Here is a 19,700-nt window from a genome sequence, read left to right on the forward strand (position 1 = left end):
GCGGGTGCGTTCGGGAGAGGGGGGCATGGGTGACGTCAGGCAGCCGGAACCGACCGCACCAGCCAGTCGTACGCCGCCCGCGCCGTGAACTCCCCCTGACCGCCCCGCAGCAGCAGGTCGGCGGTCGCGAACTCCGGGGCGTCGGCCTGCGCGGCGACGTACGGGAGCGCGATGCAGCGCATCCCGGCCGCGTGCGCGGCGGCGGCGCCCGGGGCGGCGTCCTCCATCACCACGCAGTCGTGCGGGGCCGCGCCGAGCCGGCGGGCCGCCTCCAGGAAGACGTCGGGAGCGGGCTTGCCGTACGCGACCTCGTCGGCGGAGACCACGGTGTGCAGATACGCGTCCAGTCCCGTGCCGGCCAGGACCGCCGCGATGGCCTCGGGCGAGGACCCCGAGGCCACGGCCATGGGGACGCCCTCGCTCGCCAGGAGCTCGACGAACTTCCGCATCTGGGGGTACGCGCGCGTGGAGCTGCGGGCCAGCTCCAGGTAACGGCGGTTCTTCGCGGTGAGCAGCTCCTCCACGGAAGCCCGCAGGCCGTACCGCCGCTTCCAGTCCGTGACCGTCTCCTGCGTGCTGATGCCGACGTACCGCTCGTGATCCGCCCAGGTGAAGTCCGGGACGCCGTGCTCGGCGAGGGTCTGCCGGCCGGCTTCGTAGTAGTTCGGCTCGCTGTCCACGAGCGTTCCGTCGAGATCGAAGACGACCGAGATGCCGCCGAGTGTGCTCATGGGGTCCAGGATGCCGAGGTACTCGTCAACGCCCGGACACCCGGGCTCACTTCCGTGCCGACCGCCCGATCGACTCCACCAGCGGCAGCAGCCGGTACGGGACGCGTTCGCGCAGGGCCACCTCGGTGCGGGTGCGTACGACGCCGGGCAGACTGATCAGTTTCTGGATCACGTCCTCCAGGTGCGCGTTGTCCCGCGCCACGACCCGGGTCAGCAGATCGCCGCCGCCGGTGATCGAGAAGGCCTCGACGATCTCCGGCACCCGGGCGAGGGCGTCTCCCACGTCGTCCAGATGCCCCTGGGTGACCTCGATGTGCACGAAGGCCTGCACCGGGTGGCCGAGCGCGGCGGGGGAGAGGGTCGGCCCCGTGCCCGTGATCACGCCCTCGCGTTCCAGGCGGTCGAGGCGGGCCTGCAGCGTGCCGCGGGCGACGCCGAGGATGCGGGCGTACTCGCGCACGCTGGTGCGCGGCTGCTCCAGCAGCAGCCGCAGGATGCGGGTGTCGAGCTCGTCGACGGCCATCGGGCCCTCCCCCTCGTCCGTGGTGATCACCTGTGACTGTACCAATGGCTCAATGGGCGGCGGAGCCGGTGGGCCACCGGTGGTCGGCCGTTGGCCCTCCCGTGCGTCCCTCCGAGCTGCCACCACTGTGCCAATGGACCAGTAAGGAAGAGGCCTCTTGAGCCAGTGGTGGTAGAGATGCTGATATGGATGCGTCGATGGCGCTGCGGATCCCGCGGCGCCTTTTCCATGCCAGTGTCCTGCCAGTGTTCCGCCGGTCTCCGGCCGGTGTCCTGCCCGTGTGCGAAGGGGGCGGTAATCAGTGCTGAAGAGGGTGTTCGTGGCTCCGGACCCGGGCCGCGTACGGCTGCGCTTCGCCGCGCGGGCCGTGCTCGGCATCGGGCTGGCCGTCGTGGTCTGTGGCCTCGCCGGACACTCCCTCGCGGGCGCCGTCACCGGCGGCCTCGCCGCGCTGCTCGCCCTGTTCACCGTCACCGACCCCACGGTGCGCGGCCAGGCCGTCACCACCGCCCTGCTGCCCGTCGTCGGGCTGCCCGTGCTCGCCGCCGCCGCCGAACTGCACGACCACCCCGTGGCACGCGACCTCACCTTCCTCGCGGTGGTCGGCGCCGGCGTGTACGCCCGCCGCTGGGGTCCGCGCGGGCACAGCCTCGGCGTGTTCGCGTTCATGACCTTCTTCGTGGCGCAGTTCCTGCACGCGACCACGGACCAGCTGCCCGAGCTGTACGCCTCCGTCCTGCTGTCCGTGCTCGCCGCCTCCGTGGTGCGGTTCGGGCTGTGGTGCTACGAGCGCCGCCTGCCCCCGGCCCCCGTGCCCGCCCCGCCCGGCGGCACCGGCCTGGCCCGCGTGACCACCCGCCAGGCGATCCAGGCGACCGCCGGCGCGGGCTTCGCCCTCGTCGTGGGCCAGCTGGTGTCCGGGGAGCGCTGGTACTGGGCCGTCGGCGCCACCTGGTGGATCTTCGTCAACACCACCTCGCGCGGCGAGACCCTGGTCCGCGGTTTCCGCCGGCTGCTCGGCACGGTCATCGGCATCGGCCTCGGCCTGCTCGTCGCCCTCCCCGTCCAGGGCGCCCCGGTCCCCACGGCCGCGCTCGTCGCCGTCTGCGTCTTCGGCATCTTCTACACGGCCGCCGTGTCCTACACCTGGATGATGCTCTGCGTCACCATGCTCGCCGGGCTGCTCTACGGCCTCCTCGGCGTCCTCAGCCCCGGGCTGCTCGCGCTGCGGCTCGTGGAGACCGGCGTCGGGGCGCTCGGCGCCGCACTGGCCGTGCTCTTCGTCCTGCCCGTGACCACGCACAGCGTCACCGACGCCTGGATCCAGCGGGCGCTGCGCTGCGTCCACGCCTGCACCGCCGAGACGGCCGCCCGCCTGGCAGGCGTCGCGGACGCCGACCCCAGCCCGCGCGTGGCCGAACTGGAGCAGCTGCTCGGCCGCGTACGGCTCTCCGTCGCCCCGCTGGTGCACCCGCTCAACCCGATGCTGGGCCGCAAGCGGCGCGCCCGTCGCGTGCTCGCCCTCCTCGACGACTGTGCCCGCGAGATCCGCGGTCTCGTCGCCGTCGCCGCCGACCCGGAGGCCTCCCACGACGCCCGCCTGGCCGCCGCCTGCTGGCGCGTGGAGGCCGCGGTGGAGGCGCTCACCAGCGGCGGATCCGTGGCCCTCCAGGAGGACCGGCCGACCGTGGCGGAACCGGCACTGGCCCATCTGCACGGCCTGGAGCGGGCCCTCGCCGAACTCGCCCAGCCGCTGCGCACGCCGCCGGGATCGCCGCTGGTCGGGGCCTGATCCGGGGGAACTCCTCCAAGGCGGACCCCTGGTCTAGACCTTCCTGCTACCGTCGGCCCCGACGGCACCGGGCGAGAGGGGACAGCGGTGGCACAGGGCGACAGGCGGCGGGCGTTCATCGGTTCGTTCACGGCGGCCGGCGGCCCCGGGATCGTGACGGCGGCCGTCACCGCCGACACCGGCGCGCTGACCGCCCTGAGCAGCGTGAACGGCGTGCCCGACCCCGGGTACCTGGCCCTGTCGCCCGACGGGGCCACGCTCTACGCGGTCAGCGAGACGGCCGAGGGCACGGTGGCCGCGTACCGGGTGACGACGGCCCGGCCGGAACCGGCCGGGCCGCCGGTCCCGGTCGGCGGCAGCGGGCCGACCCACCTCAGCGTGTTCGCCGGACACGTCCTGACCGCCAACTACGGCTCCGGCAGCGTCACCGCCGTCCCCGTCCGCGCCGACGGCACCCTCGCCCGGTCCGCGTCCGGCGTGCTCCGGCACACCGGCTCGGGACCGCACACACCACGCCAGCAGGGGCCGCACGCCCATCAGGTGCAGCCCGACCCGAGCGGCCGCTGGGTCGTCAGCGTCGACCTCGGCACCGACTCGGTGCGGGTGTGCACCCTGAGCGACGGCGGCCTCCGACCGCACCGGGAGATCGCCCTGCGCCCCGGTTCGGGACCGCGCCACCTGGCCTTCCACCCGGACGGCTCGTACGCGTACGTCGTCAACGAACTCACCCCCACCGTCACCGTCTGCCGCTGGGACGCCGCCGACGGCTCGCTGAAGCCGCTCGCCGAAACGCCCGTCCTGCCCGGCGGACCGGCCGGCGACGCCTACCCGTCGGGCGTCGTCGCCTCGCCCGACGGCCGCTTCGTGTGGACCGCCACCCGTGGCGAGGACGTGCTGTCCGTGTTCGCCGTCGAGGGGGAGGAGCTGCGGCTGGTCACGACGGTGCCCTGCGGGGGCCGCTGGCCGCGCGCGCTCACCGAGGCGGACGGCTTCCTGTACGCCGCGAACGAGCGCTCCGGAGACGTGACCTGGTTCGCCGTCGACCAGCGAACGGGGGTGCCGCGCCGCGGCGGCTCGATCGCGGTGGCCGCCGCGTCCTGCGTGGTGATCGGCTGAGGCGACACAGGCCCGCCGGCTCCCCCGGACATGGCGAAGGGCCCGTTCCCTCGCGGGAAGCGGGCCCTTTCGGTCGTACCTGCCGATGCGCCGGCGCGTCAGCGGACCGGCGCGCCCTGCGGCTGCTGCGGGGCGATGCCCAGCGCGGTCGTGTACTTCGCCAGGGCCAGCTTGCCGATCGCCGGGTACGGGCCGAGCGCCTCCGAGGCGGAACAGCCCGCCTCCTTGGCGGCCTCCTCGATCAGACCCGGGTCGATCTCCGGACCGATCAGGTAGGGGGCGAGCGCCAGCTGCTGCGAGCCCGCGGACCGCAGCTGCTCGGCGACGGAGGAGATCGAGCCCTCCTGGTCCAGGGCCGCCGCCATCACCGGCACCGCGAGGCGCGCGGCGAGCAGCATGCCGGTGATCCCGGCCGCCTGCACGGCCTCGTCACCGCCCACCGAGGCCAGGATGATGCCGTCCGCGGCCGTCGCCACGGTGAACAGACGGGCCCGGTCGGCACGGGCCAGACCGGCCTCCGACAGACGCACGTGCAGCGCCTCGGCGAGCAGCGGGTGCGGACCGAGCACATCGGTCAGCTCGGCGGCCACCCGGCTGTCCATCACGGCCTGGCGGACCTGGCGCAGCAGCGCGCTGTCCGGACCGGCGAGCAGCGGTACGACGACGGCGACGGGGCCGTCGGGCTCCCTCACGTCCATGCCGGCGGCGCGGGCCTGCTCGTAGCGGGCGGTGCGCTCCTGGGCGGCGCGCGCGAGCACGGCCTGGAGGGTGGGGAACTCGGTGTCGTCCCCGTCGAGGTACCCGATGCGCGCGTCCAGGCCGGGCAGCTCGGAGCGGGCGATGCTCACGACCTCCTCGGCGAGGCTGCGCGTGGCGCTACTGGGCGTGCCCGGCACCGCGAGGACGAGCGCGGGCGCGCCCTCGGGAGCCACCAGCGGTTCGGGACGGCGGTGCCGTCCGGGCTGGCGGGGTCGCGGCATTCGTACTGGCAGGCCGGACGCGGGCCCAGTGGGGGAGCTCATGGCGCCGCATGTTACTGGCTTCCTGGGTTCCTCTGTTCGGGGAGGGTGCAGGTGAGCGGTATCCGTCCGGATTTGTCTGATGAGTGACGTACGGATGGAGTGACGTACGGGTCAAAGGTGATCAGTACGTACGGATCAAAGGTGATCAGTACGGTGATCACCCGAGGCCTCGACCGAGCGCTCGACCGAGGTCTTCGCCGCAGTCTCCGCCGCGGTCTCCGTCGCCTGTGGGGTGATCACGCGCAGCATCGTCGCGTCACCCGGCAGGGTGAGCGCACCGGCCGCCAGATCCGTCGCGATGCGCACCGAGCCGTCCAGCGGATCACCCTCGGCCGCCACCCGCCGGGCGTGCGGCAGCAGCTTCGCCAACTCCTCGTCCAGGGGTACGGCGAGCGCGTCGCCCACCTTGAGCAGGCCGCCGGTGACGGCCACGCCCGGCTCGCCCACGGGCGGGCAGACGGCGGCCGCCGAGTCGGCCATGTGCCGGGCGGCGGCGCGCAGGATGCCCGCCGCGACCGGGTCGCTTTCCGCGCAGGCGGCCACCTGGGGTGCGAAGGAGGCGAGGACGGCGGGGCGGTCGGAGCGCGGATACAGCTTGCCGGGCAACCCGGGCACCGGCCCGAACTGCTCCTCGGCGCGGGCCAGCAGCAGGGCCGAGCCGCCCTTCCGCCCGTCGTGGGCGCGCAACGCGGCCTCCAGCCCGGCCCGCCCGATCCAGGCACCGCCGCCGCAGTCGCCCAGCAGATGGCCCCAGCCGTCCGCGCGCCGCCATCCGGTCAGGTCCGTGCCGATCGCGATCAGGCCCGTACCCGCGGCGATCACGGCACCGGGCCGTGCCCCGAGCGCACCGACGTACGCGGTGACGGCGTCGGCGACCAGCGCGAGCCGCCGCACACCCAGGTCGCGGGCCAGGGCGCCCGGCAGTTCGGCGCGCAGCGCGTCGCCCAGCGTGGCGAGCCCGGCGGCACCCACCACGACAGTGTCCAGCCGCGCCACCCCCGCCTCGGCCGCCAACGCCCGCGCCATGGGCACCAGTTGCTCCAGCAGATGACCGGGCTCGATCCCCCGCGGGCCGGTGCGGACGGGCTCCGGTGAGGCGCTGCGGGCCAGCGGGCCGCGCCCGACGGCTCCGACGACGACCCGCAGACCGGAGCCGCCCGAGTCCACGGCGACGAAACCGGAGCCGCCCTCGGCGCCCGCCCCGGTCATGGCAGACGCCTCATGGCAGACGCCTCATGGCAGACGCCAGTCCACCGGCTGGCCGCCCTGCCGGATCAGCAGGTCGTTGGCGCGGCTGAACGGGCGCGAGCCGAAGAAGCCGCGGTCGGCGGACATGGGGGAGGGGTGGGCGGACTCCACGGCGGGCAGGTCGCCGAGCAGCGGGCGCAGGTTGCGGGCGTCGCGGCCCCACAGGATGGACACCAGCGGCTTGCCGCGCGCGGCCAGCGCCCGGATCGCCTGCTCGGTGACCTCCTCCCAGCCCTTGCCCCGGTGCGCGCCGGGCTTGCGCGGGGCCGTGGTGAGCGCCCTGTTGAGCAGCAGCACCCCCTGTTCGGTCCACGGCGTGAGATCGCCGCTGGACGGCTGGGGCAGGCCCAGGTCCGCGTTCAGCTCCCGGAAGATGTTGATGAGGCTGCCGGGCAGCGGCCGCACATCGGGCGCGACCGAGAACGACAGCCCCACCGCGTGCCCCGGGGTCGGGTACGGGTCCTGTCCGACGATCAGGACGCGTACGTCGTCGAAGGGCTGCTGGAAGGCCCGCAGGACGTTCGGCCCGGCCGGGAGGTAGGTGCGCCCCGCGGCGATCTCCGCGCGCAGGAAGTCCCCCATCGCGGCGATCCGTTCGGCCACCGGTTCCAGGGCCTTCGCCCAGCCCGCTTCGACGATTTCATGCAAGGGTCGTGGTGCCACGGGCGTCACCCTACTGCCGTACAGGCAGCGGCGATCAACCGGTGGCCAAGGCCGGACCGTACCTCCGTGTGCCTCAACCGACCACCGCCGCCCGCACGCACAGCACGTCCGGCAGATGCGACGCCAGCAGCTGCCAGCTGTCGCCGTCGTCGGCCGACGCGAACACCTCGCCGTTGCGGTTGCCGAAGTAGACGCCCGCCGGGTCGGCGTCGTCGGTGCACATCGCGTCGCGCAGCACCGTGCCGTAGTGGTCCTCCTGCGGCAGTCCTCTCGTCAGCGGCTCCCAGGTCTTGCCCGCGTCCGCCGTGCGGAAGACCCGGCAGCGCCGGTCGGCCGGCACCCGGTCCGCGTCGGCGTTGATGGGGAACACGTACGCCGTGTCCCCGCGGCGCGGATGGGTCGCCGCCGCGAAGCCGAACGTGGACGGCAGGCCCTCGCCGATGTCGGTCCAGTGCGCGCCCGCGTCGTCGCTGCGGTAGACACCCCAGTGGTTCTGCAGATACAGCCGGTCCGGGTTGGCCGCGTCCCGTGCGATCTTGTGCACGCACTGGCCGAACTCCGGGTTCGGGTCCGGCAGGAACACCGCGGAGACACCAGAGTTGGAGGGTGTCCAGCTCGCGCCGCCGTCGGTGGTGCGGAACACGCCCGCGGTCGAGACGGCGACCGTGACGGCCTTCGGGTCCCGCTGGTCGGTGAGCACCGTGTGCAGGCCCTCGCCGCCACCGCCCGGCACCCACTTCGAGCGCGTGGGGTGCTCCCACAGGGGGCGGATCAGTTCGAAGGTCTCCCCGCGGTCCTCCGACCGGTACAGCGCGGCCGGTTCCGTGCCCGCGTACACCACGTCCGGCTCCGCGGCGGCCGGGTGCAGCTGCCACACCCGCTCCAGCGAAGCCCTCGTGTCCTTCGGGAACTTGACGGCCGGCCGGGCCGGTTCCGTCCACGTGCGGCCCAGGTCGTCGGAGTGGAACACGGACGGGCCCCAGTGCGCGCTGTCGCCGCCGGCCAGCAGCCGCGGGGTGGTGCCGCGGGTGTCGAGGGCGACCGAGTACACGGCCTGTGCGTTGAAGTAAGGACTCTCGTCGAACTCCCAGGGGCCACCGCCCCTCCGGCGCCCGATGAACAGGCCTTTACGGGTGCCCACGGCGAGCAGTACCTCGGTCATGCCGATCACCTCCGCGACGTCTTCGTCGACGTCCTCGTCTCAGACACCGGCCAGTTTGCACCCCACCACTGACAGTCACCCCCGGAAGCGGTCGCGCCGCAGGTCAGAGCGGTGTCGCCGACCGGGGCACGGAGGTCTCGGGGTCTGTTTCGTGAAGAGACCCGCGCGGGCGCGGGACTCGTGCGACCGTCGAGCCGGGATACGTGCCATGAGCGTTCCACGGGCCCGCCCGCGTATGGGAGGGCGGACGGGATGGTGTGCGCTCATGAGGAGGATGCCTTCGATGGCGTTACGTGGTCCGAAGGTGTGGCTGTGGCGCTGGCGGCGCAACCCGCTCAGGCGCCGCGCCGACAAGGCGGAGGCCTGGGTGGTGCTCGGCGCCTGGGTGTGCGCGCCTGGCTGATCGGCGCCCTCGCCGGGGTCGGCGCCGCGGCCGTGCCCTTCGCCGCCGGGCGAGCCGTACGCGGCCGGCTGGAGTACCGCCGCATGGAACAGTGGGACATCGAGTGGGCACGCTTCGGCCCTCTGTGGAGCCGCACGACGGGCTGACGGCGCGGGCCGCGGACGCGAGCCGCCGCGACGGGTGCCCCCACACCCTGGGGGCAACCCGCGGTCCGCAGGCGTGTGAGAAACGCTGCGCCGGCCGTGGGCCCCGCGTGCCAGGGGAGCCGCACCTCATGGGCTCCCCGCACATGGGCTCTCCGCGTACGGGCCTCCACATATGGGCTTCCCGCGCACCGGTCTCGGGCACATGGGGCTCCCACACATGGGCTGCCTGCGCACGGGCCTCCGTGTACGGGCCTCTGCACATGGGCTCCCCGCACACGGGCCTTCGCGGACGGGCCTCTGCACATGGGCTCCCTGCGCACGGGTCCCCGCGCACGGGCCCCCGGTACATGGGCTCCCCGCACACGGGCCGCCACGCACCGCCCCCCACACACACACAGCCCCCGTCCCCACCAACAGTCGCGCCCCTAACCCCCCGCCACCCCCTCCCGGCACCACCGCAACAGCCGCTCGTCCTCATGGACGTCATGGCTCCCGAATCCGCCGGAACCCGCCAGATGCCGCCGCGGAGCGGCGAGTTCCGGCCGGAGCAGATCGTGCAAAGGCGCTCCCGACGGCCCCATGGCCGCCACGCACGCGGCGATGGGGGCGCGCGTGGGCGCGTGCTCCGTCCAGGCGGAGCGCAGCACCTCCAGGACCGGTTCCGGCTCCCCGGTGATGCGCCACACCGCGCACGCGGCCGCTGTCCGCTCCCACGCGTCGTGCGAGCCGGCCAGCCGGCGCAGCCCGGGCAGCGCGGGACGGGCCGCCCTCCCCAGCCGCCCCAGCCCCTCGGCCGCCGCCGCGCGACGGCGCCCGCGCTCGTCCGCCATCTCCCGGAGCAGGACGGGCAGTACGGCCTCCGCGTCCCCCTCCACCGACCACAGCGCGTCCGCGGCCGCGACGGCGCACTCGGCCACCAGCAGATCCCGCAGCACCGGTATCGCCTCGCGCGCGCCGGCGCCGAACGCGCCGAGGGCCCGCACCGCCGACGCCACGACGGAATCCCGCAGGCGGAGCCCCTCCGGCATGCCGTGCAGCAGCCGCAGCACCGCCGGTACGGACGCGACGTCGCCCAGCGCCGCGAGCGCGCCGAGCAGCGGGACGGCACGCTCGTGCGTCTCGGGGGAGTCGATCGCGACCACGGCGAGCCGGTGCCGCAACGCGGGCGCGAGCGGCGCGGCGGCCCGGCCCAGATGGGGCACGACCCGCCCCAGGTCGTCGGGTACGACGGGGCCCGCCAGCACCTGGGCCAGGACCGGTACCGCCCGGGGGTCCCCGGCCCTGGCCAGCGCCTTCAGCGGGCCGCCCAGCGTCGGCGCCCCGCGCTCCCAGTGACGTGTCCACACATCACGGCGGTCGGTCACCAGGGCGTGGAGGTGGTCGGCGGCCGGGGCGGCCAGCTCGAAGAGATCCACCAGGACCGACACCGCGGCGTCGCGCAACCGGCCCTCTCCGCCGCCCAGTTGGGCGCCGATCAGGGCGACGGGCCGCGTGAAGTCGGCACGCCACTCGCGGAAGAGCCCCGCCGACATCCATACGGCGTTGCACCGGTCGATCGGGTCCGGGCAGGTCAACTGCCCGCACAGCAGGGCGATCCGGTCGGCCACCCGGCCGTCGAGCGCGGTGTGGAGAGTGCGCAGCAGCTGCGAGCCCTCCTCGTCCGAGGGGCGCAGGCGCCGCAGCCGCCCGACGAGCGTGTCCGTGCCGGGCCGATCCGGCTCGGGCGGAGCGCCGGTGCGCTGCTTGGACCTGTCCCGCAGCAGCCGTACGACTTCCGGCACCAGGTCGGCCGGAAGCCGCTCGGGAGCGCAGACCGCGAGCTGGCCCAGCGCGGCGAGCCGCAGTCCGGGACCGTACGGCGGCGCGCTCTGCGCCGTCAGCAGGTCCAGCGCCGCGGCCGCGTGCCCGGGGTGCCGGCGGGCGAACAGGCCCAGGCTCTCGATCAGGGCGAGCAGGACCCGGTCGTCCCGCTCCACCATGAGCCGCTCCCGTAACAGGCCGAGCACACGGGCCGGTTCGTCGAGGAACCGCACGAGCGCGCCCGGTGCCGCCCGCCGTACGTCGGCGTCCGCGTCCCCCGTCAGCCGGGCGAACACCTCACCGCCCGCCCGCACCGCGGCCCCGGCCCGCGCGGCGAGCGCACGCGCCTCACCCGTTGCCCCGTCCTCACCGAGCTCCCCGCCGATGCCGACGAGGAGCTCCACGATGCCCGCCCGGTCCCGGACCTCCTCGCGGACGGCGAGCGCGAGGAGAAACGGAACACAGGCGAGCGTCGCGTCGTACACGTCTCCCTGGTGGTACACGGCGCCGTACATCCCGTCGAGCGCGGTCTCCCGCTCGACGGGGTCGGCGGAGGCCAGTCCCCGCAGTAATCCGGGCACGTCCTCCGCACTGCCGTACGCATGCCGCAGCGAGGCCCAGTCGACCTCGTCGATCCCCGTAAGCACGTTGTCCTCCCCAGGCGAGTACCAACTGACCGGGAGTCTGCACCACGGCACTGACAACGAAGCGGAATCGGGAGATGACTGTGCGCGAACTGTGCGCACGGTGGCTTGGCGGCGCTGTCAGCCCCCGCCGGGGAGGGCCCGTTCGAGGATCGCGCCCAGATCGGCCGCGTCGGGCAGCGTCCCGAACGCGTACCCCCAGTCGCCGCCCAGCCGGGTCGCGCAGAACGCGTCGGCGACGGCGGCGGGCGCGTGCCGGACCAGGAGGGACGCCTGGAGGGTGAGGGCCATCAGCTCCACCAGCCGGCGCGCACCGGCCTGCGAGCCCTCCGTCAGCCGGTTCCTGAGTCGCGTCACGGCCGCGTCCAGCCGGGCGTCCGCCCCCTGGGCCAGGGCGAGTTCGGCGAACAGGGCCTCCGCGACCGCCGGCTCCCGGCTCAACGCCCGCAGTACGTCGAGGGCGTTGACGTTCCCCGAGCCCTCCCAGATCGACAGCAGGGGAGCCTCGCGGTAGTGGCGGGGCATGCCCGACTCCTCGACGTAGCCGTTGCCGCCCAGGCACTCCAGCGCCTCCGCGGTGAAGGCCGGGCCCCGCTTGGTGACCCAGTACTTGCCGACGGCGGTGGCGATCCGGCGGAACGCGTGCTCGGCGCCGTTCTCGGCGTCTCCGCGCACCGCCCGGTCCGCGGCGCCGGCCAGCCGCAGGGTGAGGATCGTGGCGGCCTCGGACTCCAGCGCCAGATCGGCCAGAACGTTGCGCATCAGCGGCTGGTCGGCCAGCCGCGCGCCGAACGCGCTGCGGTGCCGCGCGTGGTGCCCCGCCTCGACGAGCGTCTTGCGCATCAGCGCGGCCGACATCATCACGCAGTCCAGACGCGTGCAGTTGACCATCTCGATGATGGTCTTGACGCCCTTCCCCTCGGGGCCGACCAGCCAGGCGAGGGTCCCGTCGAACTCGGGCTCGCAGGAGGCGTTGGACCGGTTACCCAGCTTGTCCTTCAGCCGCTGGATGCGGAAGGTGTTGCGGGTGCCGTCGGGCAGGACACGCGGCACCAGAAAGCAGGACAGCCCGCCGGGCGCCTGTGCCAGGACCAGGAACACGTCGCACATCGGCGCCGACGTGAACCACTTGTGGCCGCGCAGGGTGTACACGCCCGGTTCGGCGGTGGGTGTGGCGGCGGTGGTGTTCGTCCGGACGTCGGAGCCGCCCTGCTTCTCGGTCATCCCCATGCCCGCCAGCAGGCCGCGCTTCTCGGAGGGCACCTTCAGGCCAGGGTCGTACTGCCGGCTGGTCAGCAGGGGCTCGTAGATCTTCGCGAGCCCGGGCTCCTTGCGCAGCGCGGGGACGGCGGCGTACGTCATGGACGTCGGGCAGCCGTGCCCGGCCTCGGTGTGCCCCCACACCAGGCCGCAAGCGGTCCGGGCGACATGGGCGCCGGGCCTCTCGTCCGCCCAGGGCGCGGCGGCCAGCCCCTCGGTGACGGCCGTGCGCATCAGGTGGTGCCAGCTCGGGTGGAACTCCACCTCGTCGACGCGGTGGCCGTACCGGTCGTGCGTGCGCAGCTCCGGCTCATGGCGGTTGGCCTGTTCGGCCCACTCCTGCGCCTGGACGCTGCCCGCCCGCCTGCCGAGCCGCCTCAGATCCTCCTCGGCCCACCCGGCACCCTCGCGCCGCAGCCCCTCCAGCAGGGCCGGGTCGTCGGAGGCGTCGTACGGGCTCAGGGGAGGGGGCTGGTTGGTGACCTCGTGCGTGGGGTGTCCGCCGTACGTCTGCCGGTCGTCCATGAGTGTCGGGACCATACCCCGAGTGTTGCACTCTGACTGCGATCGCAGCAATCGTGCAACACGATCCTCGCCGCGTACAGTACGTGACCATGCCCACGAACGTCCCCGCCCGGCCCGGCGAGCTCGCGCTGCGCCCGCTGTCGGCGCGGTCGGTCGTGCTGAGTCTGCTGCTCGGAACGCATCCCCCCGAGCTGCCGGTGAAGGAGCTCGTGCGGCTCGTGGAGGGCTTCGACGTCGGCGGATCCACCCTGCGGGCCGCGCTCAGCCGGATGGTCGCCGCCGGGGATCTGCGGCGCACCGGCACCGGCTACCGCCTCAGCGACCGGTTGCTGGAGCGCCAGCACCGCCAGGACGAGGCGGTGCACCCGCGCACGCGCGCGTGGGGCGGCGACTGGGAGATGGTCGTGATCACCGCGACCGGACGCGGCCCCGCCGAACGCGCCGACCTGCGCACCCGGCTGATCGCCCTGCGGCTCGCCGAACTCCGCGAGGGCGTCTGGCTCCGCCCCGCCAACCTGCGCCGCCCGCTCCCCGCCGACCTCGACGAGGTGGCCCAGCAGTACACGGCCCGCCCCGGGCACCCCGCCCGGGAACTGGCCGCGAACCTGTGGCCTCTGGACGCCTGGGCGGCCACGGCCCGGGCCCTGCTCGCCCACATCGCCCGCGCCCACCGCCCCGCCGACCGCCTCACCGCCTTCGCGGCCGTCGTACGGCATCTGCTGGCCGACCCCGTCCTGCCCCCGGAGCTCCTGCCCGCCGACTGGCCGGGCGCCGAGCTGCGTGCCGCGTACACGGACTACCAGCGGGAGCTGGTCGGGGAGGTACGCGCGCGCGTGCGCCGGGCATGACGCGGCGGCCGTACGAAGCGCCGAGTGGGAACGCCTCGTACGGCCGCCTTCACCGTGGGGGGGATTACCTGTAGGTGATGTCCGAGCTGGAGTACAGGCAGTTCGTGCTGTCGGGGCCGGTTCCGACGGCCGTGTTGTTGTTGTACTTCTGGCAGGGGACGACCTTGCGGCTCGCGTCGTTGCGGATCGTGATGCCGCGCAGCGTCGCCACGTCGTTGCGGTTGACGTTGATGCCGACGAGCCGCGCCGTGGTGCCCGTCCCGGTCACGTCGATGGTGTTGAGGTTGACCTTGCGGGTGTACTGCGTGGAGCAGTCACCGCAGGAGCGGTACAGGGTCTTGAACTCCTGCACGGCGAAGTTGGAGATGTTGACCGTGCCGCCGCCGTTGTGCTGGAAGACCTTGTCGGCCGCCTTCTTGGCGCCGCCGCCGATGACGTGGTACGTCGCGCCGGTGCCGCCCCGGAAGGTGGCGGCGTCCTCGCCGACGTCCTCCCACCAGACGTTCTGCAGCGTGCAGCTGCCCTGGCAGTGGATGCCGTCGGCGGCCGGGGCGCCGAGGATGACGTTCTTCAGCACCGCGCCGTCCGCGAGCCGGAGGATCGGGTCCTGGCCCTCCTCCTGGCCGTCACCGGCCAGGTTCCCGGTGCCGTACAGCCTCTTCATCCCGTAGTCCTTGGTGCCGGAGACCGAGATGGTGGAGGAGACCGGCTCGCTGCCGTTCGGGGTCGGCCAGGTGGCGGCACTCGCCGAGGACGCACCGGTGGTCATGATCATGCCAATCGACAGGCCGAGGGTGGCCAGCGCGCCGGTCAGCGCACGCCTGCGGGCGCGCGGTCGTGTCGCAGAAGTCATGTTCCGATTCCTTCTGTCGTGGTGGGGGGTTTCTTCTGTGGTGGGGGTTTCTCGGTGGGGTTTCTTCTGTGGTGGGGGTGTCAGAGCTTCCCTGCGCCCGCGCCGGACGTCACCGAGGAGACGACGGACGAGGCGGGCTCGGCGGTGTAGCCGTAGGGCGGGCTCGTGAAGCTGCCGACCCGCGAGATCTCGGTCGCGGCTCCACCGAGATCGTTGCCGCGCAGGTTGGCGTATCCGTCGACGTCACTGCTGCGGTTCGTGGTGACCGCGATCTTCGTCGAGCGGAAGACGTTGTTCTCGACCAGCATCTGGGCGCCCATGCGCGAGTGGCACGCGGTGTCGGCGCCTTCCACGTAGTTGTTGTAGAAGTGCCCGGTGCCGAAACGCAGGCTGGGGATGCGCGAGTAGACGTTGCTGAAGTGGTTGTGGTGGTACGTCACCTTCAGGTGACCGGTGTCCTCGCTCGCGTTGTTGTCGCTGTGGCCGACGAGCGAGCCCTTGAAGTGGTTCTTGAAGGTGTTCCACGACACCGTGACGTGGTCCGCGCCGTGGTTGATGTCCAGCAGGCCGTCGTAGTGGTCCTTGTCGTGGTCGCGGTCGGCCGAGAAGGAGTTGTGGTCGATCCACACCTTGGTGGACGCCTCGACGGTGATGCCGTCGGCGGGTGCGACCGGCTTGCTGATGTTCAGGTTGCGGATGACGACGTTCGTCACCCTCTTCAGTCGCAGCCCGCCCCCGGTGAACCCGGAGGACGAACCGACGCCCAGGACCGTGGTGTTGGACCCGACGTCGACCTGACCGCTCAGCGAGATCAGGCCGTTGACCCGGACGACCTTGGCCGCGTTGCCGGCCACCGCCGACTTGAAGGCGGCCAGGGAGGAGACGGTGACCGCCGAGGCGCTGCCGCCGCCGGTCGTGCCCGCGCCGAACCCGACCGGCGAGGTCTCGGCGGCCCCGGCCGACTGGGGGACGGCGAGGACCGCCGCCGTGGCGAGCGCGGCCGCCACGGCCACCGGTGCGGATCTTTGCGCTCGTGTACGTGGGGGGATGGTGCGCATGCGGGTACGTCCCTTCGGGAGGGCTTGTACGTACGTATATGTGATCGATGTGTGTCATGTTGAACACCGCGCGGTGGCATGGCGACCATTCGGGCCCGGAGCGGCTCGGACCGGTCAGCCTGCTGAACGGAACGTAGGGGGCAAGCGCTTTCTAGTCAACGCTTCGCGCAGAACACATTCGGCCAGCCCTGGTGGCGGCGGACGCGTTGTGTGGGAGCGCTTCCATGAAGACCATGTCCATGTCACCATGCATGCGATCGGACGCTTCCCTTCCACGAGAGGGCGGGTCGATGAGGACTCCGCGCATGCGTACGTTCGTCAGCGGACTGGTGTTCATGCTGGTGACCATCGGCGCTTCGGCCCTGGCGCCGGGGCCTGCGGCCGCCGGCCCCGCGCAGTCCGACCGGGCGGGCCCGCTGCCCGGCTCCTTCAGCTGGTCCTCGACGGGCCCGCTCATCAGCCCCAAGCCGGACGCGGCCCACCCGATCGTCTCGGTGAAGGACCCGACGGTCTTCCGGTACAAGAACCGCTGGCACGTCTACGCCACGACCGCCGACACCGCCGGGCGGTGGAGCCTGGCGCACACCAGTTTCGCCGACTGGTCCCAGGCGGCCTCAGCACCGCAGACCTTCCTCGACACCAACCCGAACATCGGCGACCGCTACGCGGCCGCGCCCCAGGTGTTCTACTTCGCGCCGCAGAAGAAGTGGTACATGGTCTACCAGACCGGGCCGCCGGCCTTCTCCACCACCACCGACCCGAGCAAGCCCGGCAGTTGGAGCGCGCCGCAGTACTTCTTCGGCAGCGAGCCCCCGATCGTCACGGAGAACAAGGGCAACGGCAGCTGGCTGGACTTCTGGGTGATCTGCGACCAGAAGGACTGCTACCTGTTCTTCTCGGACGGCAACGGCCACCAGTACCGCTCCCGGACCACGGTCGCGGAGTTCCCCGGCGGCTTCCGCGAGACCACGATCGTACTCACCGAGCCCAACCGCTTCGACCTCTTCGAGGCGGGCAACGTCTACCGCCTCGGCGACAGCGGCAGGTACCTGATGCTGGTGGAGGCCCTGGCCACGCAGTCCGACTGGCGGCGCTACTTCCGGGCCTGGACGGCCGACAGTCTCGGCGGCACCTGGACACCGCTGGCCGACACCGAGGCGAACCCCTTCATCCGTTCCGGCAACGTCACCTTCGCAGCGGGCCAGCCGGCCTGGACCAAGGACTTCAGCCACGGCGAGATGATCCGCGACGGCGTCGACCAGACCCTCACCATCGACCCGTGCCGGCTGAGGTTCCTCTACCAGGGCATGGACCCCGCAGCGAGCGGCGACTACTCCCAACTCCCCTGGCGGCTGGGCCTGCTGACCCAGACGAACTCCGCCTGCTGAACGCCCCCCGATCCACGTCCCCCGAACCGCGACCAGAAAGGGACAAGGACGTGCCCATCACCCCCCACTGTCCGGCGAGAAGACCGCTGCGGACGATGCTCCTCGCGCTGCTCGCCGCCCTGGTGCCGTTACTGGCGTCGGTGGCCCTGACCGCACCCCCGGCCGCCGCACGCACCCAGGCACCCACCGCGACGCTCACCGAGGTCACCGGCTTCGGCACCAACCCCAGCAACCTGCAGATGTACCTGTATGTGCCGGACAGCGTCACCCCGAACCCGGCGGTCGTGGTCGCCGTGCACTACTGCACGGGCTCCGGCCCGGCGATGTACAACGGCACCGAGTACGCCGCGCTGGCCGACCGCTACGGCTTCATCGTCGTCTACCCGTCGGTCACCCGGTCCAGCAAGTGCTTCGACGTGTCCTCGCCGCAGGCGCTGCGCCGGGGCGGCGGCAGCGACCCGGTCGGCATCAAGTCCATGGTCGACTGGGTGGTGCGCACGTACGACGCCGACACCTCCAGGATCTTCGCCACCGGCATCTCCTCCGGCGCGATGATGACCAACGTCCTGCTGGGCAACTACCCGGACGTGTTCGCGGCGGGCGCCGCCTTCGCGGGCGTGCCGTTCGGCTGCTTCGCCACCACCGACGGCTCCGAGTGGAACAGCGCCTGCGCGAACGGCACCGTGACCCGTACCCCGCAGCAGTGGGGCGACCTGGTCCGGAACTCCTACCCCGGCTACACCGGCCCCCGTCCCCGGATGCAGACCTGGCACGGCACCGAGGACGACGTCCTGCGCTATCCCAACTTCGGGGAGCAGATCAAGCAGTGGACGAACGTGCACGGCGTGAGTCAGACCCCGGCCGCCACCGACTCACCCCAGTCCGGCTGGACCCGTACCCGCTACGGCGGCACCGGTGACCGGGCCCCCGTCGAGGCCATCAGCCTCCAGGGCGTCGGCCACAACCTGTACGCCTGGGGCATGGCCGAGCGCGTCCTGACCTTCTTCGGCCTGAACGGCTCGGGCCCGGCGCCCCAGCCTCAGCCGGGTGCCTGCAAGGTGACGGTCACCAGCAGCGCCTGGAACACCGGCCTGACCGCGTCCGTCACCCTCACCAACACGGGCACGACGGCGATCAACGGGTGGAAGCTCGGCTTCACCCTGCCGGCGGGCCAGACCATCACCGGCGGCTGGGGCGCCACGTACAGCCCGTCCTCCGGCGCGGTGACCGCCACGAACGTCTCGTACAACGGCACGATCGCGCCGGGCGCGAGCGTGAGCGTCGGCTACCAGGCGAACCACGGAGGCAACAGCGCGGTTCCGACCGCGTTCACGCTCAATGGGACGGCCTGCACCACTGGTTGACGCGGGGGTGCGGGAGTCGGGTCACACCGAGCGGTGGTACTGATCCGGCACCCGCACCTCGGCCCCGAGTTCCCGTGCCGCGAGCCGGGCCCAGGACGGGTTGCGGAGCAGTTCGCGGCCCAGCAGGACCGCGTCCGCCTCACCGTTGGCGAGGATCTTCTCCGCCTGTCCGGCCTCGGTGATCAGTCCCACCGCGGCGACCGGCATGGTCGTCTCCGCCTTCACGCGGGCCGCGAAGGGCACCTGGTAGCCGGGGCCGGCCGGGATGCGCACGCCGGAGGCGTTGCCGCCGGTGGAGACGTCGAGGAGGTCGACGCCGTGGGCCTTCAGCTCGGCGGCGAAGCGGACGGTGTCGTCCGGCGTCCAGCCGTCGTCCTGAAGCCACTCCGTCGCCGAGACGCGGAAGAACAGCGGCTTGTCGTCCGGCCACACCTCCCGTACGGCGTCGACGACTTCGAGGGCGAAGCGGGTGCGGTTCTCGTACGAGCCGCCGTAGGCGTCGGTGCGGTGGTTGGAGTGCGGGGAGAGGAACTCGTTGATCAGGTAGCCGTGGGCGCCGTGGATCTCGGCGATCTCGAAACCGGCGGCGAGGGCCCGGCGGGCGGCGGCCGCGAACTGGCCGACGACCTCGTGTATCTGATTCACGGTCAGCTCGGTCGGGACCGGGTGCCGCTCGTCGAACGCGAGCGGACTGGGCGCCACCGGCTGCCAGCCGTGCGCCTCCGGCCCGACCGGCGCGCCGCCCTTCCAGGGCCGGTCGGTCGACGCCTTGCGGCCGGCGTGGGCGAGCTGGACGGCGGGAACCGTGCCCTGCGCGGTGAGGAAGCGCGTGATCCGGCGGAACGCCTCGACCTGGGTGTCGTTCCAGATGCCGAGGTCGTAGGGGGAGATGCGGCCCTCCGGTGACACGGCGGTGGCCTCCACGATGATCAGGCCCGTGCCGCCGGTCGCGCGGGCGGCGTAGTGCGCGAAGTGCCAGTCGGTGGGGGCTCCGGCGTCCGGCCCCTCGGGCGCGGCCGAGTACTGGCACATGGGAGGCATCCACACCCGGTTCGGGATCGTCACATCACGCAGGGTGAAGGGCTCGAAGAGCGCACTCACGGCGACTCCATTCGTCACGGCAGCGGTGGGTCGAGTAGTACGGTAGCCATCGT

General features: G+C 72.9%; 16 protein-coding genes and 1 pseudogene. 6 read left to right on the forward strand and 11 right to left on the reverse strand.

Annotated elements, in window-relative coordinates; genetic code table 11:
* Positions 1-35: 35 nt before the first annotated feature.
* On the reverse strand, positions 36-731 hold the full coding sequence (locus ACYVMZ_RS09220) for an HAD family hydrolase (RefSeq protein WP_461077503.1): 696 nt from the start codon (positions 729-731) through the stop codon (positions 36-38).
* A gap of 46 nt (positions 732-777) precedes the next feature.
* Positions 778-1,254: an Lrp/AsnC family transcriptional regulator gene (locus tag ACYVMZ_RS09225; protein ID WP_461077847.1), complete on the reverse strand. Its 477-nt coding sequence runs from the start codon at positions 1,252-1,254 to the stop codon at positions 778-780.
* Between the two features lie 301 nt (positions 1,255-1,555).
* Here ACYVMZ_RS09225 and ACYVMZ_RS09230 point away from each other — a divergent pair, with 301 nt between their 5' ends.
* Together ACYVMZ_RS09230 and ACYVMZ_RS09235 are read left to right on the forward strand one after the other, a co-directional pair.
* Entirely contained in the window at positions 1,556-3,046 is a 1,491-nt protein-coding gene (locus ACYVMZ_RS09230) for an FUSC family protein (RefSeq protein ID WP_461077505.1), read from the forward strand.
* Positions 3,047-3,133: 87 nt separating this feature from the next.
* On the forward strand, positions 3,134-4,162 hold the full coding sequence (locus ACYVMZ_RS09235; protein WP_461077507.1) for a lactonase family protein: 1,029 nt from the start codon (positions 3,134-3,136) through the stop codon (positions 4,160-4,162).
* A 98-nt stretch (positions 4,163-4,260) separates the two neighbouring features.
* On the opposite strand, the gene ACYVMZ_RS09240 is transcribed toward ACYVMZ_RS09235, so the two are convergent.
* The 4 genes from ACYVMZ_RS09240 to ACYVMZ_RS09255 form a co-directional block, all read right to left on the reverse strand.
* Entirely contained in the window at positions 4,261-5,184 is a 924-nt protein-coding gene (locus ACYVMZ_RS09240; protein WP_461077509.1) for a sirohydrochlorin chelatase, read from the reverse strand.
* Between the two features lie 135 nt (positions 5,185-5,319).
* The gene (locus ACYVMZ_RS09245) at positions 5,320-6,393 is read right to left on the reverse strand and encodes an N-acetylglucosamine kinase (RefSeq protein WP_461077511.1); all 1,074 of its coding nucleotides are present in this window, start codon (positions 6,391-6,393) and stop codon (positions 5,320-5,322) included.
* 24 nt (positions 6,394-6,417) lie between these two features.
* A complete protein-coding gene (locus ACYVMZ_RS09250) occupies positions 6,418-7,095 on the reverse strand; it encodes a uracil-DNA glycosylase (protein WP_461077513.1) in 678 nt (225 codons plus the stop codon).
* Between the two features lie 73 nt (positions 7,096-7,168).
* Entirely contained in the window at positions 7,169-8,266 is a 1,098-nt protein-coding gene (locus ACYVMZ_RS09255; RefSeq protein WP_461077515.1) for a WD40/YVTN/BNR-like repeat-containing protein, read from the reverse strand.
* Between the two features lie 274 nt (positions 8,267-8,540).
* On the opposite strand from ACYVMZ_RS09255, the pseudogene ACYVMZ_RS09260 reads away from it, so the two are divergent.
* Positions 8,541-8,806 (forward strand): annotated as a pseudogene (locus ACYVMZ_RS09260) (hypothetical protein).
* Between the two features lie 425 nt (positions 8,807-9,231).
* On the opposite strand, the gene ACYVMZ_RS09265 reads toward ACYVMZ_RS09260, so the two are convergent.
* A complete protein-coding gene (locus ACYVMZ_RS09265) occupies positions 9,232-11,253 on the reverse strand; it encodes a HEAT repeat domain-containing protein (RefSeq protein ID WP_461077517.1) in 2,022 nt (673 codons plus the stop codon).
* A 117-nt stretch (positions 11,254-11,370) separates the two neighbouring features.
* Positions 11,371-13,050 carry an acyl-CoA dehydrogenase family protein gene (locus tag ACYVMZ_RS09270; protein ID WP_461077519.1) on the reverse strand — a complete coding sequence of 560 codons (1,680 nt, stop codon included), beginning with the start codon at positions 13,048-13,050 and terminating at the stop codon, positions 11,371-11,373.
* A 74-nt stretch (positions 13,051-13,124) separates the two neighbouring features.
* On the opposite strand from ACYVMZ_RS09270, the gene ACYVMZ_RS09275 reads away from it, so the two are divergent.
* Positions 13,125-13,883: a PaaX family transcriptional regulator C-terminal domain-containing protein gene (locus ACYVMZ_RS09275; RefSeq protein ID WP_461077521.1), complete on the forward strand. Its 759-nt coding sequence runs from the start codon at positions 13,125-13,127 to the stop codon at positions 13,881-13,883.
* Between the two features lie 64 nt (positions 13,884-13,947).
* On the opposite strand, the gene ACYVMZ_RS09280 is transcribed toward ACYVMZ_RS09275, so the two are convergent.
* Both ACYVMZ_RS09280 and ACYVMZ_RS09285 read right to left on the reverse strand, forming a co-directional pair.
* Positions 13,948-14,736: a pectate lyase gene (locus tag ACYVMZ_RS09280; protein WP_461077523.1), complete on the reverse strand. Its 789-nt coding sequence runs from the start codon at positions 14,734-14,736 to the stop codon at positions 13,948-13,950.
* A gap of 80 nt (positions 14,737-14,816) precedes the next feature.
* Positions 14,817-15,794: a pectate lyase family protein gene (locus ACYVMZ_RS09285; protein ID WP_461077525.1), complete on the reverse strand. Its 978-nt coding sequence runs from the start codon at positions 15,792-15,794 to the stop codon at positions 14,817-14,819.
* Positions 15,795-16,099: 305 nt separating this feature from the next.
* Between ACYVMZ_RS09285 and ACYVMZ_RS09290 the strand changes: the two genes are divergently transcribed.
* Both ACYVMZ_RS09290 and ACYVMZ_RS09295 read left to right on the forward strand, forming a co-directional pair.
* On the forward strand, positions 16,100-17,182 hold the full coding sequence (locus tag ACYVMZ_RS09290) for a non-reducing end alpha-L-arabinofuranosidase family hydrolase (RefSeq protein WP_461077527.1): 1,083 nt from the start codon (positions 16,100-16,102) through the stop codon (positions 17,180-17,182).
* A 95-nt stretch (positions 17,183-17,277) separates the two neighbouring features.
* Positions 17,278-18,546: an extracellular catalytic domain type 1 short-chain-length polyhydroxyalkanoate depolymerase gene (locus ACYVMZ_RS09295; RefSeq protein WP_461077848.1), complete on the forward strand. Its 1,269-nt coding sequence runs from the start codon at positions 17,278-17,280 to the stop codon at positions 18,544-18,546.
* A 21-nt stretch (positions 18,547-18,567) separates the two neighbouring features.
* Here the strand turns inward: ACYVMZ_RS09295 and ACYVMZ_RS09300 are convergent, their stop codons facing one another.
* Positions 18,568-19,647 carry an NADH:flavin oxidoreductase/NADH oxidase gene (locus tag ACYVMZ_RS09300; protein WP_461077529.1) on the reverse strand — a complete coding sequence of 360 codons (1,080 nt, stop codon included), beginning with the start codon at positions 19,645-19,647 and terminating at the stop codon, positions 18,568-18,570.
* Positions 19,648-19,700: the final 53 nt, after the last annotated feature.

The sequence above is a fragment of the Streptomyces deserti genome (assembly GCF_054782695.1).